This window comes from Pseudolysinimonas sp. 10J20-29 (genome assembly GCF_055809595.1).
In genome coordinates this window covers 62976-76756 of sequence record NZ_CM147917.1, presented here as the reverse complement: position 1 = coordinate 76756, position 13781 = coordinate 62976, and the positions used below count along the sequence as shown (strand labels likewise).

Sequence of the window (13781 nt, the reverse complement as noted above, 5' to 3'; positions counted from 1 at the left end):
TGATAGTCCCACTGTCGATAGTTATGCTATCGACATGCGGATCTCCGAGCTCAGTCAGCGCAGCGGCGTCACCATGGCGTCGATCAAGTACTACACGCGCGAAGGACTGCTGCCCGCGGGCGAGCGCACCGGCTACAACCAGACCGACTACGGCGAACAGCACCTCGCGCGCCTGCGTCTGCTGCGCGCCCTGATCGAGGCCGGCGGGCTCACGATCGCCCACGCCCGCACCGTGCTCACCGCCATCGACGACGACAGCCTGCCGGTCTACGACACTCTCGGCATCGCGCAGGGCGCCATCGCCGGGGCCGACAGCCCCGCCTCCCCCGAGTCCCGCGCCCGGCTGCTCGAACTCGCCGCGGCCCGCGGCTGGCGCGTTCACCCGGACAACCCCGGAGTCGACCTTGCCGCCGGCATCCTCGACCGCTACTCCGAACTGGGGCGCGACGATCTCGCAGACGCACTGCCCGGCTACCTCGACGCGGCCGAGACGATCGCCGCGGCCGACCTCGGCGTGACGCCGATGGCGGGCGACCGCGCCAGGGCCGCCGAGACCGTCGTCGTCGGCACTGTGCTCGGCGACACCCTCGTGGCGGGGCTGCGCCGCATGGCCCAGCAGCACCTCTCCTCCACCGCACTCGACCCGGACGGAGACGCCTGCCCATGAACGCCGCCCCCGCACATCAGCAACCCCGACTCCGCCTGCCGCGTCCCGTGCGCTGGCATCGCCCCCTGCTCGCGCTCGCCGCGCTGATGGCGGCGCTCGCGGTCGCATCCGGCGTCCTGGCGATCGTCGACCCCCGCGAGATCCTCGGGCAGAACGCCTGGTTCAAGCCGCTCAAGTTCGCGATCTCGATCGCGATCTTCTCGGTCACGCTCGCCTGGCTCATCGGCCTCGTGCAGCGTCGGCGCCGCCTGGCCGAGACGGCGGGCACGCTCGCCGTCGTCGGCCTCCTCGCCGAGATCGTCATCATCGTGGGCGCCGCGGCGGTCGGCTCGACCAGCCACTTCAACGTGACGACCCCGCTCAACACGACCCTGTGGTCGATCATGGCCGCCTCGATCGTCGTGGTCTGGATCATGACCCTGCTGGTCGGGATCGGCCTCGTCGCGAGCCCCGGACCGGACCGCGCGCGTAACCTCGCCGTGCGCGCGGGCGTCGCGCTGGGCATCGTCGGGATGGGCCTCGCCTTCTTCATGACGGGCCCGAACGCCGAGCAGCTGAACGACTTCCAGGGGATCGCCGGCGCGCACGCGGTCGGCGTCGCCGACGGCGGTCCGGGGCTGCCCTTCCTCGGCTGGAGCACCGAGGGCGGCGACCTGCGCGTGCCGCACTTCATCGGCATGCACGCGATGCAGGCGATCCCGCTCTTCCTGCTCGGGCTCGAACTGCTTTCCGCCCGGATCGCGACGCTGCGCGACGGGCGCACCCGGCTCGGGCTGGTGGCCGTCGCGACCGCAAGCTACGCGGGCGCCACCGTGCTGCTCACCTGGCAGGCGCTCGCCGGGCAGTCGATCATCGCGCCCTCGGGGCCGATCCTCGTCGCCGCCATCGTGCTCGCGGTCGCCGCCGTTCTGGCGGTCGCCGCCGTGCTTTTCGGGGGCCGGCGGGGCGCACGACGCGGGTCCGACGTGCGCCGCGAACGCGCTCACAGAAAACCCGAAGCAAAAATAACGAACAGGTAACTAGACAGCGTTATCTTTCCGTTATATCTTTCAAGAGCGTTAGTTGTTTGCTGTGGCAGCTACCGCGGAATGTGATTGCAGGACACTCTTGGTGCAAGGGAGAGGGTCGGTCGCGTGCCTCTGCGACCGACCCTCAATCTGTTAACGCGGCACCCGGCATCGACCGTCTCACCGGATGCCTAGAGTAGGTCCATGACCGACCGCACACGGGCCGTGGATGCCTGGGAGTCGCTCTACCGCGCGCAGGTCACCATCCTGCGTCGCCTGCTCGCCGTCTTCCCCGACGACCTGTCGTTCAATGAGTACGACGTGCTCTTCAACCTCTATCGGCAGTCCGATCACGCCGCCCGCATCCGCGATCTGACCAAGCACCTGCTGCTCACCCAGCCGAGCGTGAGTCGCCTGATCGACCGGATCGAGGCGCGGGGTCTCGTCACCCGCTCGCGCGACCCGCACGACGCCCGCGGCACGGTGATCACGCTGAGCGAGCACGGCCTCGAGCTGTTCCGGCGTGTGGGGGCGCAGCACGCCACCGCGATCGCCCGCGAGATGTCGGTGCTCACGGCGGCGGAGGTCGAGGAGCTGCTGCGGCTGACGCGCAAGCTGCGCGGGGCCGACCCGACGGCGCGCGTCGAATGACCGCCCCCGTTCTCGTCTGGCTGCGCGACGACCTGCGCGTGACCGACAACCCCGCCCTGACCGCGGCGGTCGAGCGCGGCGGCCCCGTCGTCGTCGCCGTGGTCCACGACGAGGTCAGCCCCGAAATCCGGCCGCTCGGCGGTGCCGCGCGCTGGTGGTGGCACGGCAGCCTGACCGCGCTCGGCGAGCGGCTCGGCGAACTCGGCGCGACGCTCGTCCTGCGGCGCGGCGCCGCCGAGACGGTGATCCCCGACCTCGTCGCCGAGATCGGCGCCAGCGCCGTGGTGTGGAACCGCCGCTACACGCCCGCACGCGCGATCAACGCCCGACTGCGCTCCCGGCTCACCGCCGACGGCGTCGAGGTGCACAGCTTCGCGGCGGCCCTGCTGGTCGAGCCCGGCCGCGTGCTCACCGGGGCCGGCCAGCCGTATCGCGTCTTCACGCCGTTCTGGCGCGCCGCCAACGCCCTCGACTTCCGCATGCCGGTGCCCGCGCCTGAGCGCATCGCCGGACTCGCCGTCGACGGGGATGCGCTGGCGGACTGGGACCTGCTGCCCACCCGCCCCGACTGGGCCGCGGGGCTCCGCGCCACCTGGACGCCCGGCGAGGCCGCGGCGCTCGACCGGCTCGACGAGTTCGCCACCGGCGCGCTCGCCGACTACCACCGGCGCGACGAGCCCGCCGTCGACGCCACCTCGAGGCTGAGCCCCCGCCTCCGCTTCGGCGAGCTCAGCCCCGCCCAGGTCTGGACCCGCATCCACGCCGCCGACCTGCCTCCCGCCGCGCGCCGCAACGTCGCGAAGTTCGGCAGCGAGCTCGGCTGGCGCGAGTTCAACGCGCAGCTGCTCTTCCACCACCCCGAACTCGCCACCGAGAACTACCGAGGCGAGTTCGACGCCTTCCCGTGGAGCGCCGCCGACCCGGCCGAGCTCGCCGCATGGCAGCACGGCCGCACCGGCATCCCGATCGTCAACGCGGGGATGCGGGAGCTCTGGCACACCGGCGTCATGCACAACCGCGTCCGGATGATCGTCGCGAGCTTTCTCATCAAGAACCTGCTCATCGACTGGCGCATCGGCGAGGCGTGGTTCTGGGACACCCTCGTCGACGCCGACGAGGCGAGCAACCCCGGCAACTGGCAGTGGGTGGCCGGCAGCGGGTCGGATGCGGCGCCGTACTTCCGCGTCTTCAACCCCGTCACCCAGGCGACGCGCTTCGACCCCGACGAGCGCTACCTGCGGCGCTGGGTGCCCGAGCTCGGCACCCCCGACTATCCGGAGCCGATCGTCGACCTGGCGGAGTCGCGCGCTCGCGCGCTCGACGCCTACCAGCACATGCGCGCCACGGCGGGGCCGGGCGACGCCGACTAGATCGCGGGGCGCCCGCCGACGATCATGATCACGCGTGCGGCGGCCTGCGCGCCCGCCTGCCCCGCGAGGTCGAGCGATCCCGTCGCGACCCAGGTCTCCAGGAAGCCCGCCGCGTAGGCATCGCCCGCTCCGGTCGGATCGACCAGCCGGACGGCGGGCGCCGGAACGAGGATCGGCTTCTCGCCGCGCGCGGCGATGAGCGCGCCGTCCGCACCGAGCGTCACGACGACGACGGGGAAGTGCGTCAGCAGCTTCTTCGCGATGCCCTCGGGGTCGTCGCGGCCGGTGAGCAGCTTGCCCTCGGCGAGGTTCGGGAAGAACACCGTCGCGCCGGCGATCGCGGCGAGGAAGCGCTCGACGCCGAATTCGAGGATGTAGCCGGCCGCCCCCGGGTTGACGGACACGGGCACCCCGAGCGCGGTCGCCCGGTCGATCAGGTCACGCGCGCCCGCGTCGCCGTAGCCGTCGACGATGCTGTAGCCGCTGATGTGCAGCATGGCCGCGCCGTCGAGGATCTCGTCGGTCACCAGGCTGGAGCTGATCGCCGAGTTCGCGCCGCGCTCGGTGAGCATGGTGCGATGCTCGCCCTCGACGACGATCACGATCGTGCCGGTGGAGAATCCGGGCTCCACGTTCAGGTGCGGCGTCACGCCCTGGTCGCGGAGCGCGTTCCGGTGCCACTCGAAGGACTCGCCGCCGACGGAGCCGACGAAGTCGACGTCGGCGCCGAGCACGCCGAGCCACGCCGCCGAGTTGGCGGCCGAGCCGCCGGGCCGAGTCCGCACCGAGGCGGTGGTGTCGGCGTCGACCTGGATGGTCCCCCGCGGAACCACGACGATGTCGTTGATGACATCGCCGATGACGACGAAGCGCGGGCCGCTCACGCGGAGCCGCCGAGCACGCTCCACGCGCGTGCGATGTCCGCGGCGACGCGCACGTTGTTGCGCGCCAGGTCGAGGTTGACCTCCAGGCTGCGTCCCTCGGAGGCGTCGACGATGAACCCGAGCAGGAACGGCGTGACAGCCTTGCCGCGCACCCCCGCCAGCTCGGCGGCGGCGAACGCCTCGGCGAGCACCCGGTCGTGCTCCGCCGGATCCCACTGCTGCTCGGCGGGAATGGGGTTCGCCACGACGATGCCCTGGCGCTGTCCGAGCTCGTCGCGAGCGCGCATCACGCGCGCGACCTCCTCGGCGCTGTCGACGCTCCAGTCCAGGTCGATGCCCGACTCGCGCAGCCAGAACGCCGGGAACGCGCGCGTGCCGAAGCCGATCACCGGCACGCTCAGCGTCTCGAGCCGCTCCAGCGTGGCGGCGATGTCGAGCACGCTCTTCACTCCCGCGCTGACGACCGAGATCGGCACCTCGGCGAGCGTGGCGAGATCGGCCGACTCGTCGAAGGTCTCGGCCGCGCCGCGGTGCACGCCGCCGAGCCCGCCGGTCGCGAACACCCGGATGCCCGCCTGTGAGGCAAGCCACGCGGTCGCCGCGACCGTGGTCGCGCCCGACGCCCCGCGCGCCGCCAGGATCGGCAGGTCGCGCACGCTCGCCTTCGCGAGGTCGTCCTCCGCGATCCGGCGGACGCCGTCGGCGTCGAGCCCGACGCGCGGAACGCCGTCGATCACCGCGATCGTGGCGGGGGTCACCCCGCGATCCCGGAGCATCTCCTCGAACTCCACCGCCGCCGCGTGGTTGCGGGGACGCGGCAGGCCGTGCGAGATGATCGTCGACTCGAGCGCGACGACCGGCTGACCATCGGCGAGCGCGCTCGCTACTTCAGGGGAGAGTTCGTAGGAAGCCATTCGTTCTACCGTATCCCGGGCTCTCGCGACACCCGTCGAGCAAAGATCAGCTGCTGGTGACGACCTTGCGCGGGTTGAAGTTCGATCCGGGGTCGTTGGCGGCGAACAGTCCGCTCATCACCTTGACGCCCTCCGCCGAGATGTCCTGCTCCAGCCACGGGGCATGCTCGACGCCGACGCCGTGGTGGTGCGAGATCGTCGCCCCGTGGTCGACGAAGGACTGCTGGATCGCGTTCTTGACGATGTTGTACTCGGCGATCGGGTCGTCCTGGAAGACGAACGCGAACGTGAAGTAGAGGCAGGCGCCCGAGTGGTACGAGTGCGAGAGGTGCGACATGATCCAGCCCTTGACGCCGATCTCGGCGTAGGCGGCGTGGGCGGCGGCGTACGCGGCGTCGTGCACCTCGTTGAGCCGCGACCACGGCGCGGCCGTCTCGGAGACGTCGCCGGCGGCGCCCCGGTCGAGCAGGAAGTCGCGCAGGTACGGGGTGTCGAACTTCTTCTGGTCGTAGAGCACGCCCGGCCCCGAGCCGACGCCCATGCCGCCGTGCTTCTTGACGATCGCGTCGACGAGCTTCTTCTGGCGCTTGGCGTGCGCGGTGCCGCCCTCGTAGCCGATGAAGCTCAGGCAGATGTCGTCGAGGTTCCATCCCTTGCTCTTCATGAGCGTCGGCAGCACCGTGCCGGAGAGGAACTTGCTGACGCCGGTGCTCTCCTTGCTGGTCGCGAGCGAGAAGCCGGTCTCGTTGGAGTCGGAGACGCGCGTGATCGACGGCGTCGCATCCGATTCGCTGATCTCCTGCATCGCGGCGATACCGGCGTTCCAGTTCGGGAAGAAGTAGGCGAAGACGTCGCGCTTCTCGGGGATGCGGTGCACCTGCACGGTCACCTCGGTGATGACGCCGAGACGGCCCTCCGAGCCGAGGATCATCTCGCGCACGCTCGGGCCGCTCGAGGTCAACGGCAGCGGGCGCAGCACGAGCACGCCGCCCGGCCGCACGACGCGCATGCCGCGCGCGATGTCGGCGATGTCGCCGTACTTGTCGGACTGCATGCCGCTCGATCGCGTCGCCACCCAGCCGCCGAGCGTGGAGTGGGTGAACGAGTCGGGGAAGTGCCCGATGGTCCAGCCGCGCTCCGCGAGCTGGGCCTCCAGATCCGGACCCTGCGCCCCCGCCTGGATGCGGGCCAGCCCCGAGTCGGCGTCCACGTCGAGCACCTGGTTCAGTCGCCCGAGGTCGAGCGAGATGATGACGCGCTTCTCCTTCGGGTACGGCTCCAGGCTGCCGGCGATGTTGCTGCCGCCGCCGAACGGGATGATGACGGCGTCGGCCGCCACCGCCGCATCCACGATGCGCTGCACCTCGGCCTCGTCGGCCGGGTAGACCACGACGTCGGGGGCGCGCAGGATCATGTTGCCGCGGATGCGCACCAGGTCGCGCAGGCTCTTGCCGTAGGTGTGCACGACGCGCATCATGTCGTCCTTAGTGACATGCTCGGCGCCGACGATCGCGGCCAGCTCCTTCACGAACGCCGCGGTGGCCTTCGAGCGCGGCACCTTGAGCTCGTCGAAGTTCGGCTCGACGGCGGGCGTGGCGGCGTGCAGGTCGAGGCCGACCGCGTTCAGCACGAAGGGAGCGAACTTGGGCTTGTCCTCATGGTGGAATCCGACGCCCTCGCGCCCCCAGCCCCACCACTTCATGTGCTTGACGACGTCGGTCACTCGGTTTCTCCTTCAGGGCGGGACGATGCGGGGAGGATGCGGGGGGCGTGCTCATCGTGCAGGCGGACGATCTCGTCACGCACCCGTGTCATGAACGCGGCGGGGGTCTCGTCGTCGCCGACCGTCATCGGCGCGCCGAAGGCGACGACGACGGGAAGGCGTCCGGGCTTGGGCCAGCTGGAACCGCGCGGATGCGCGACGCTCGCGCCGACGATCGCCACGGGCACGCACGGCGAGCCGGTGGCGGAGGCGAGGGAGGCGGCCCCGGGCTTGAAGCTGCCGATGCGGCCGTCGCGCGAGCGGGTGCCCTCGGGGAAGACGAGCAGCGGAACCCCGCGCTCCAGCAGGGTGCGCGCGCTCACGGTGCGCGAGTTCGCGCCGGTGCGGTCGACGGGGAAGGCGTTGAAAAACAGCGCGGTGAGCCCGCGGCGCCACCAGACGTCGAAGAAGTAGTCGGCCGCCGCGCCGGCGGCGAGGTAGCGCGCCAGCTTCCGCGGGAGGGCGCCCATGATGAGCGGCGCATCCAGGTGGCTGGAATGGTTCGCGACGACGACGAACGACTTTCCGAGCCCCTTCAGCTTCTCCGTGCCGACGACGCTCACCGAGACCACCGACCAGGCGACGGGCTTCAGAATGCCGCGCTGGGCGACGAAGCGAGCAGCGGCCTGGAAGCGCGAGGTGAAACGGTCGCGCGTGGCGATCATCGTCGAACCTCCCTCACGAGCGCGCATCTCGCTCGGAATCACACGCTCACAGTATCGCGACGGCTCGACGAAATCCGGCGCGAAATCGCGCGAACAGCCGACTTGGGAAGGTGCCGGGCAAACCAGATGAGGGCCTTGTACCGAATGCTCGGTATGGAGATCACGCGCCCGCGCACCACGTCACGCAGCGCCGACCGCACCAGGGGCGTGGCGTCGAGCCACAGCGCATCCGGGATGCTGCTCTTGTTGATGCCTCCGCGGTCATGGAACTCGGTGTGCACCCAACCGGGGCAGAGCGCCGTGACCGTGACGCCGCTGCCGTGAAGCTCGTTGGCCAGCCCCTCGGTGAAGCTCGTCACCCACGCCTTGATCGCCGAGTAGCTGCCCATCGTGACGAAGCCGGCCGTGCTCGACACGTTCACGATCGCCCCGCGTCCGCGCGCGCGCATGCCGCGAGCGGCCGCCGCCGAGAGCACGAGCACGGCGCGCCCCATCACCTCGAAGGCGAGGTCGTGCCGCGCCGGGTCGCCGTCGACCAGGCTCGCGTGCACGCTGAATCCGGCGTTGTTGACGAGCGTGCCGATCGGCCGCGACGCGTCCTCGAGCCGGGCAACCACCTTCGCGAGGTCGGCGCGATCGCCCAGATCGGCGGGCAGGACCTCGACCTCGCGACCCAGTGCACGCAGCTCGGTCGCCATCTCCTCGAGACGCTCGACGTCGCGCGCGACGAGCACGAGATCGTCGCCCCGCTGGGCGAGCTGGCGCGCGAACTCCGCTCCGATGCCCGAGGTTCCGCCGGTGACCAACGCAATCGTCATGCCCCTTACGATACGGTGCTAGGGAGCGCCGTACCCTGCACGGGCAGCTCCGCCCCCGCCAGGAAGGGTTCCTCACGATGACTCCGCCTCCCGCCCGGCCCGAGGGCTCTGCCCTCTCGTCCGACGTCGACGGAACGGGGTCGTTCGACGTCCGCGAGTTCGCGCGCACCGCCCAGGGAAGCCACCGCGGGGATCCCGCGCTGAGCGCACTGGACGGCGCCGCGCTCCCGCCCGAGGCCCTCCGACTGATGCGCGTGCTCCGCGACCTCGAGCGCACCACCCTCGACCGGATGCGCAACCTCCTCGTCACCGCGACGCACAAGGACGCGCGGGTCACCGCGTTCCTCACCACCTGGGCCTTCGAGAAGTTCTGGATCGCGGACGCGCTCGATGCGGCACTCGACGCCGCGGGCGCCGAGCCGAGCACCGAGACGTCCGCGCGGCCCCGGCGCCGCTTCGCCGAGCGGGCCGAGCGCCGCGGGCCGGTCGTGCGCGCCATCGTCGCCAACTTCCACGGCCCGCAGATCGTCGCCGCCCACGTCACCACCGGGCTCGTCGACGAGTGGATCGCGCAGACCGCCTACCGTCGCCTGGCCTCGCTCGCCGACGCGCTCGGACCGTTCTCCCGCCTCATCCTCGAGATCAAGGACCGTCACATCCGCTTCCTCGCCGAAGAGGCCCACCGCCGCCTCGCCGCCACCGACCGTGCCCGCCGCCTGACCCAGAAGGTCATCCGCCAATCGGCCTGGCCGATCGGCTCGGTCACCCGACCGGCGAGCGATCGCACCTTCTTCGAGCGCACCGTGTTCGGCGACGACCTCGGCCGCCGCGAGGCCGCCGCCATCTCGGCCGCGCTCGGCGACCTGCCGGGGCTGGCCGCCGTCGCCCCGACCGTCGCGGCAAGGCTCGCCCCGTGAGCCCCGCGCGCGCCAAGACCGATCTCGGCTCGGCTCACGTCTTCGTCACCGGGGCGACCGGCTTCGTCGGCCAGGCGGTCGTCGAGCGGCTGCTCTCCAGCCACCCCGAGACGACGATCTCGATCCTCGTGCGCACCAAGGGCTCGGCCACCGGAGCCGACCGGCTGCGCACCCTCATGCGGAAGCCCGTGTTCGCCGCCTGGCGCAAGAAGGTCGGCGCCGAGGAGGCCGACCGGATCGTCGCCGAGCGCGTGCGCGTCATCGAGGGCGGGCTCGGCTCGGTGCCGGAGCTTCCCGCGGACCTGGATGTCGTCATCCACTCGGCCTCGACGGTCAGCTTCGACCCGCCGATCGATCAGGCCTTCGCGACCAACGTCGGCGGGGCGATCAACCTGTACCAGGCGCTGCTCGACAGCGGCTCGAACCCGCACGTCGTGCACGTCTCCACCTGCTACGTCGGCGGGATCCGCAAGGGCATCGTGCCGGAGGCGCGCCTCGAGCACGAGGTCGACTGGCGAGCCGAGTTCGATGCCGCCCGCAGTGCCCGTGAGCGCGTCGAACTGCTCTCGCGCCAGCCGGAGGCCCTGCGCGGGTTCATGGCGACCGCGCGCGCCGAGCACGGCAAGGAGGGGCCGCAGGCCGTCGCCGCGGCGAGCGAGGAGGCCCGCATCGCGTGGGTCACCGAGCAGCTCGTCGACGCCGGCCGCACCCGCGCCGAGAGCCTCGGCTGGACGGACGTCTACACCTTCACGAAGGCCTTCGCCGAACGCGCCGCCGAGGAGATGTGGGCCGCCGCCGGCCACCGCCTCTCGGTGGTGCGCCCGGCGATCATCGAGAGCGCCGCGCAGCACCCGTTCCCCGGCTGGATCGACGGCTTCAAGGTGGCCGACCCGCTCATCATGGCCTACGGCCGCGGCATGCTCCCCGAGTTCCCGGGCCTGCCCGACACCGTGCTCGACCTGATCCCGGTCGACCACGTCGTCAACGCGATCCTCGCCGTCGCCGCGAACCCGCCGAAGGCCGAGCCCGAGTACTACCAGGTGGCCTCCGGCAACAGCAATCCGCTGCCCTTCCACCGCATGTTCGAGAACGTGCGCGAGTACTTCACCGCCAACCCGATGCCGGCCCCCGGCGGCGGCAAGATCGAGGTGCCCAACTGGGGCTTCCCCGGCAGCCGTGCCGTCGAGCGCGCCCTGCACGCGAAGGAGCGCCAGGCGGCGCGCGCCGAGCGCTGGCTGAAGCGCCGTCGCCCGAGCCCGCGCACCCGCGAACAGTTCGCCGAGCTGCAGTCGCGCAAGAGCGAGCTGGAGACCCTGCGCTACTTCTCGCAGCTCTACCGCGCCTACGTGCAGTCGGAGATCATCTTCGATGACGCCAACACCCGCGCCCTGCACGCGGCGCTGCCGGCGAAGGCGAAGAAGAGCGCCGGCTTCGACATCACGGCGATCAACTGGGAGGACTACCTCCAGACGGTCCACATCCCCGCCATCACGACCCTGACCCGCGCGTTCGCCTCGCGGCCGGAGGGCCGCGCGCCGTCGACCAAGAAGAAGGTGCTGCCCGAACGCAGCGACGTCGTCGCCGTGTTCGACCTCGAGGGCACCATCGTCGACAGCAACATCGTGCAGCAGTACCTGTGGGTGCGCAGCGCCGGAATGCGCAAGGCCGCCTGGCCGGGTGAGGTCGCCAACATCCTGGCGAACCTGCCGCGCTACCTGCGTGCCGAGCGCCGGGACCGGGGCGAGTTCATCCGCACCTTCCTGCGCCGCTACGAGGGGATGCCCGCTGCACGCCTGGAGCGGGTCGTCGCGGGCGGCTACAGCGACACCCTGCTGCGCCACACCAGCCCGGCCGCGATCGAGCGCATCAAGGAGCACCGCGAGGCGGGTCACCGCACGGTGCTCGTCACCGGGTCGATCGGCACCCTCGTCGCCCCGCTCGCGGGCCTGTTCGACGAGGTCGTCGCGGGCACGATGCACGTGCGCGACGGCGTGCTCACCGGCTACCTGGCGGCCCCGCCGCTCGTCGACGAGGCGCGCGCCGCGTGGCTCAAGCAGTACGCCAAGCAGCACGGCCTCGACCTGGCTGCCTCCTACGGCTACGGCGACAGCCACGCCGACCTGGTCTGGCTCGACCTGCTCGGGCACCCGGTCGCGGTCAACCCCGACACCCCCCTCGCGCGCGAGGCGCAGCGTCGCCGCTGGGGCATCGAGCACTGGAAGCGCAGCGCGCGTTCACCCAAGCGTGCTGTCCTGGACTACCGACCCAGCGAGGAGAGCTGACATGGCCTTCGACATCGACCGCTACACCGCCAACTCGAAGCCGGTCGCCTGGGGCGACCTCGACCTGGACTCCTTCGACGACAACCCGCTGCCGCCGGAGAGCCTGCGCACGCTGCGCTACATGTGCGACGTGGAATATCACACGGTCTGCTACCTGCGCGATCTGCTCACCACCCCCTCGCACAACGAGCCCGAGGTGGGCGCGTTCATGACGATGTGGAACCGCGAGGAGTTCTGGCACGGCGAGGCTCTCGCCGCGGTGCTCGCCAAGCACGGCATCGTCGTCGACTTCGACGAGCTGGCCGCCACTCGCATCAAGCTGGGCTGGAAGGACCGCCTCGACCCGATCAAGCAGTCGCTGCTCGGGGGGCTCGTCGGCAACGACTTCGTCGCCGTGCACATGTCGTGGGGTGCCGCGAACGAGTGGAGCGCCAACTCGGCCTACCTGCGGATGGCCAAGCTGGAGAAGCATCCGGTGCTGGCGGAGCTGCTCAAGCGGATCGCGGCGCAGGAGACCAAGCATGTCGCCTTCTACGCCTCGCAGGCCCGTGATCGCCTGGCGAAGAGCAAGAAGGCGCAGGTCATCACGCGCTTCGCGCTCAGCCGGTTCTGGGCCCCGGTCGGCTCGGGCATCTCGACCGACGAGGAGGTCACCCACGTGATGGGGCACCTCTTCCGCGGCACCGAGGGCCGCAAGCTCGTGCGCGACGTCGACTCGCACATCGCCAAGCTCCCCGGTATGGAGGGGCTGACGATCGTCGAGACGGCGCTGGATGCGCGCGGCATCGCCGCCGACGGACCGTCGACGCCGGTCGCCGTCGCCGCCTAGACCCCGCGCTCGCACGCGGCCGAACGACGGCTACGGCAGGATGATGATCTTGCCGTCGGCGTGGCGGGTCGCAATCAGTTCGAGCGCCTCGCGCCCCTGGCCGAGCGGGAACGTCGCCCCCACGACCACCTCGAGCTTTCCCGCGCCCGCCAGCTCGACAAGCGGCAGGCGGGCGTCGTTGCGCAGCTGAGTTCCCGGGTCGGCGCCCGGTCCGCCGCCGAGCATCAGGATGCCGGCCTCGGCGCCCTTCGCCCAGCCGTTGATGGTGGCGATGCGCTGCCGGTCGGCGACGAGCTCCACCGAGACGTTGATCGCCTCGTCGGTGCCGACCGTATCGAGTGCGACAGTGGGGCCCTCGGGCCAGATCGCGCGCACCCGGTCGGCGAGCCCCTCCCCGTAGGCGACCGGTGTCGCCCCGAAGCGCTCGAGCAGCGCGTGGTTGCGCGGGCTCGCCGTGCCGACGACCTCGGCGCCGCGCTCCCGCGCCAGCTGCAGGACGGCGACGCCGACCGCGCCCGAGGCGCCGTGCACCAGCACGCGATCCCCCGCCGCCACCTTCGTGGCCTCGAGCAGATGCCACGCGGTGGTGCCGGTGAGCAGCAGTCCGGCCGCCTGCTCCCAGTCGAGCGAGGCGGGCTTGGGAAGCAGCTTGGAGGCGGGCACGACGATGTCGCTCGCGAAGGCCCCGTTGACGCCGGTGGCGAGCACCTCATCCCCGACCTGGATCGGACCGGCCGGGCCGGTCGCGCCGGGGGTGGCGGCGGTGACCACGCCGGCCATCTCCATGCCGAGCGGAATCGGCCGCGTCTCGCCGCGACCGAACTCCCCCGCGAGCTTCTTCAGGTCGGCGGGGTTGACGCCCGCGGCCCGCACCGACACGAGCACCTCGCCCGGACCGGGGCCAGCGAGGTCGGCATCGATGACGTCGAGTTGGTCGAGGTCGCCGTAGTCGCGACCGATCAGCATGTGGGGCATGCCCCATTCTCTCGCGTTTCGGCCGCCCGCGCCGAACAGA

Annotated in this window: 13 protein-coding genes; 7 read left to right on the top strand and 6 right to left on the bottom strand. The window is 71.4% G+C overall.

Annotated features, from left to right (window positions below; all coding sequences use genetic code 11):
- Positions 1 to 34: 34 nt before the first annotated feature.
- The 4 genes from AC0L6Y_RS00390 (at position 35) to AC0L6Y_RS00375 (ending at position 3695) form a co-directional block, all read left to right on the top strand.
- Positions 35 to 667: a MerR family transcriptional regulator gene (locus AC0L6Y_RS00390; RefSeq protein ID WP_473553535.1), complete on the top strand. Its 633-nt coding sequence runs from the start codon at positions 35 to 37 to the stop codon at positions 665 to 667.
- Complete coding sequence (locus AC0L6Y_RS00385) at positions 664 to 1686, top strand: hypothetical protein (RefSeq protein WP_473553533.1); 1023 nt, start codon at positions 664 to 666, stop codon at positions 1684 to 1686. Before AC0L6Y_RS00390 ends, AC0L6Y_RS00385 begins: the two co-directional genes overlap by 4 nt.
- A 192-nt stretch (positions 1687 to 1878) precedes the next feature.
- Positions 1879 to 2325: a MarR family winged helix-turn-helix transcriptional regulator gene (locus AC0L6Y_RS00380; protein WP_473553531.1), complete on the top strand. Its 447-nt coding sequence runs from the start codon at positions 1879 to 1881 to the stop codon at positions 2323 to 2325.
- Positions 2322 to 3695 (top strand): cryptochrome/photolyase family protein, encoded by a 1374-nt coding sequence (locus AC0L6Y_RS00375; RefSeq protein WP_473553529.1) that lies wholly within the window; start codon positions 2322 to 2324, stop codon positions 3693 to 3695. Before AC0L6Y_RS00380 ends, AC0L6Y_RS00375 begins: the two co-directional genes overlap by 4 nt.
- Here AC0L6Y_RS00375 and AC0L6Y_RS00370 read toward each other — a convergent pair.
- The 5 genes from AC0L6Y_RS00370 to AC0L6Y_RS00350 are packed head-to-tail and all read right to left on the bottom strand — an operon-like array spanning position 3692 to position 8738.
- Positions 3692 to 4579: a carbohydrate kinase family protein gene (locus AC0L6Y_RS00370; protein WP_473553526.1), complete on the bottom strand. Its 888-nt coding sequence runs from the start codon at positions 4577 to 4579 to the stop codon at positions 3692 to 3694. The two genes, AC0L6Y_RS00375 and AC0L6Y_RS00370, sit on opposite strands and share 4 nt — an antisense overlap.
- Positions 4576 to 5493 carry a pseudouridine-5'-phosphate glycosidase gene (locus tag AC0L6Y_RS00365; RefSeq protein ID WP_473553524.1) on the bottom strand — a complete coding sequence of 306 codons (918 nt, stop codon included), beginning with the start codon at positions 5491 to 5493 and terminating at the stop codon, positions 4576 to 4578. The genes AC0L6Y_RS00370 and AC0L6Y_RS00365 overlap by 4 nt, the downstream gene beginning before the upstream one ends.
- Before the next feature lie 46 nt (positions 5494 to 5539).
- Positions 5540 to 7195: an FAD-binding oxidoreductase gene (locus AC0L6Y_RS00360; protein ID WP_473558552.1), complete on the bottom strand. Its 1656-nt coding sequence runs from the start codon at positions 7193 to 7195 to the stop codon at positions 5540 to 5542.
- Between the two features lie 17 nt (positions 7196 to 7212).
- Entirely contained in the window at positions 7213 to 7920 is a 708-nt protein-coding gene (locus tag AC0L6Y_RS00355) for a lysophospholipid acyltransferase family protein (protein WP_473553522.1), read from the bottom strand.
- Positions 7921 to 7958: 38 nt separating this feature from the next.
- Positions 7959 to 8738, bottom strand: coding sequence for an SDR family NAD(P)-dependent oxidoreductase (locus AC0L6Y_RS00350; protein WP_473553520.1), 780 nt, complete (start codon positions 8736 to 8738; stop codon positions 7959 to 7961).
- A 77-nt stretch (positions 8739 to 8815) separates the two neighbouring features.
- Here AC0L6Y_RS00350 and AC0L6Y_RS00345 point away from each other — a divergent pair, with 77 nt between their 5' ends.
- Genes AC0L6Y_RS00345 through AC0L6Y_RS00335 form a run of 3 tightly spaced genes read left to right on the top strand, consistent with a single transcriptional unit; the run spans position 8816 to position 12766 of the window.
- Entirely contained in the window at positions 8816 to 9655 is an 840-nt protein-coding gene (locus AC0L6Y_RS00345) for a hypothetical protein (RefSeq protein ID WP_473553518.1), read from the top strand.
- Entirely contained in the window at positions 9652 to 11937 is a 2286-nt protein-coding gene (locus AC0L6Y_RS00340) for an SDR family oxidoreductase (RefSeq protein ID WP_473553516.1), read from the top strand. Before AC0L6Y_RS00345 ends, AC0L6Y_RS00340 begins: the two co-directional genes overlap by 4 nt.
- 1 nt (position 11938) lies before the next feature.
- Positions 11939 to 12766 carry a ferritin-like domain-containing protein gene (locus AC0L6Y_RS00335; protein WP_473553514.1) on the top strand — a complete coding sequence of 276 codons (828 nt, stop codon included), beginning with the start codon at positions 11939 to 11941 and terminating at the stop codon, positions 12764 to 12766.
- Between the two features lie 30 nt (positions 12767 to 12796).
- Here AC0L6Y_RS00335 and AC0L6Y_RS00330 read toward each other — a convergent pair whose 3' ends face one another.
- Positions 12797 to 13741, bottom strand: a complete 945-nt coding sequence (locus tag AC0L6Y_RS00330; RefSeq protein WP_473553512.1) for a quinone oxidoreductase family protein — start codon at positions 13739 to 13741, stop codon at positions 12797 to 12799.
- Between the last annotated feature and the right edge of the window lie 40 nt (positions 13742 to 13781).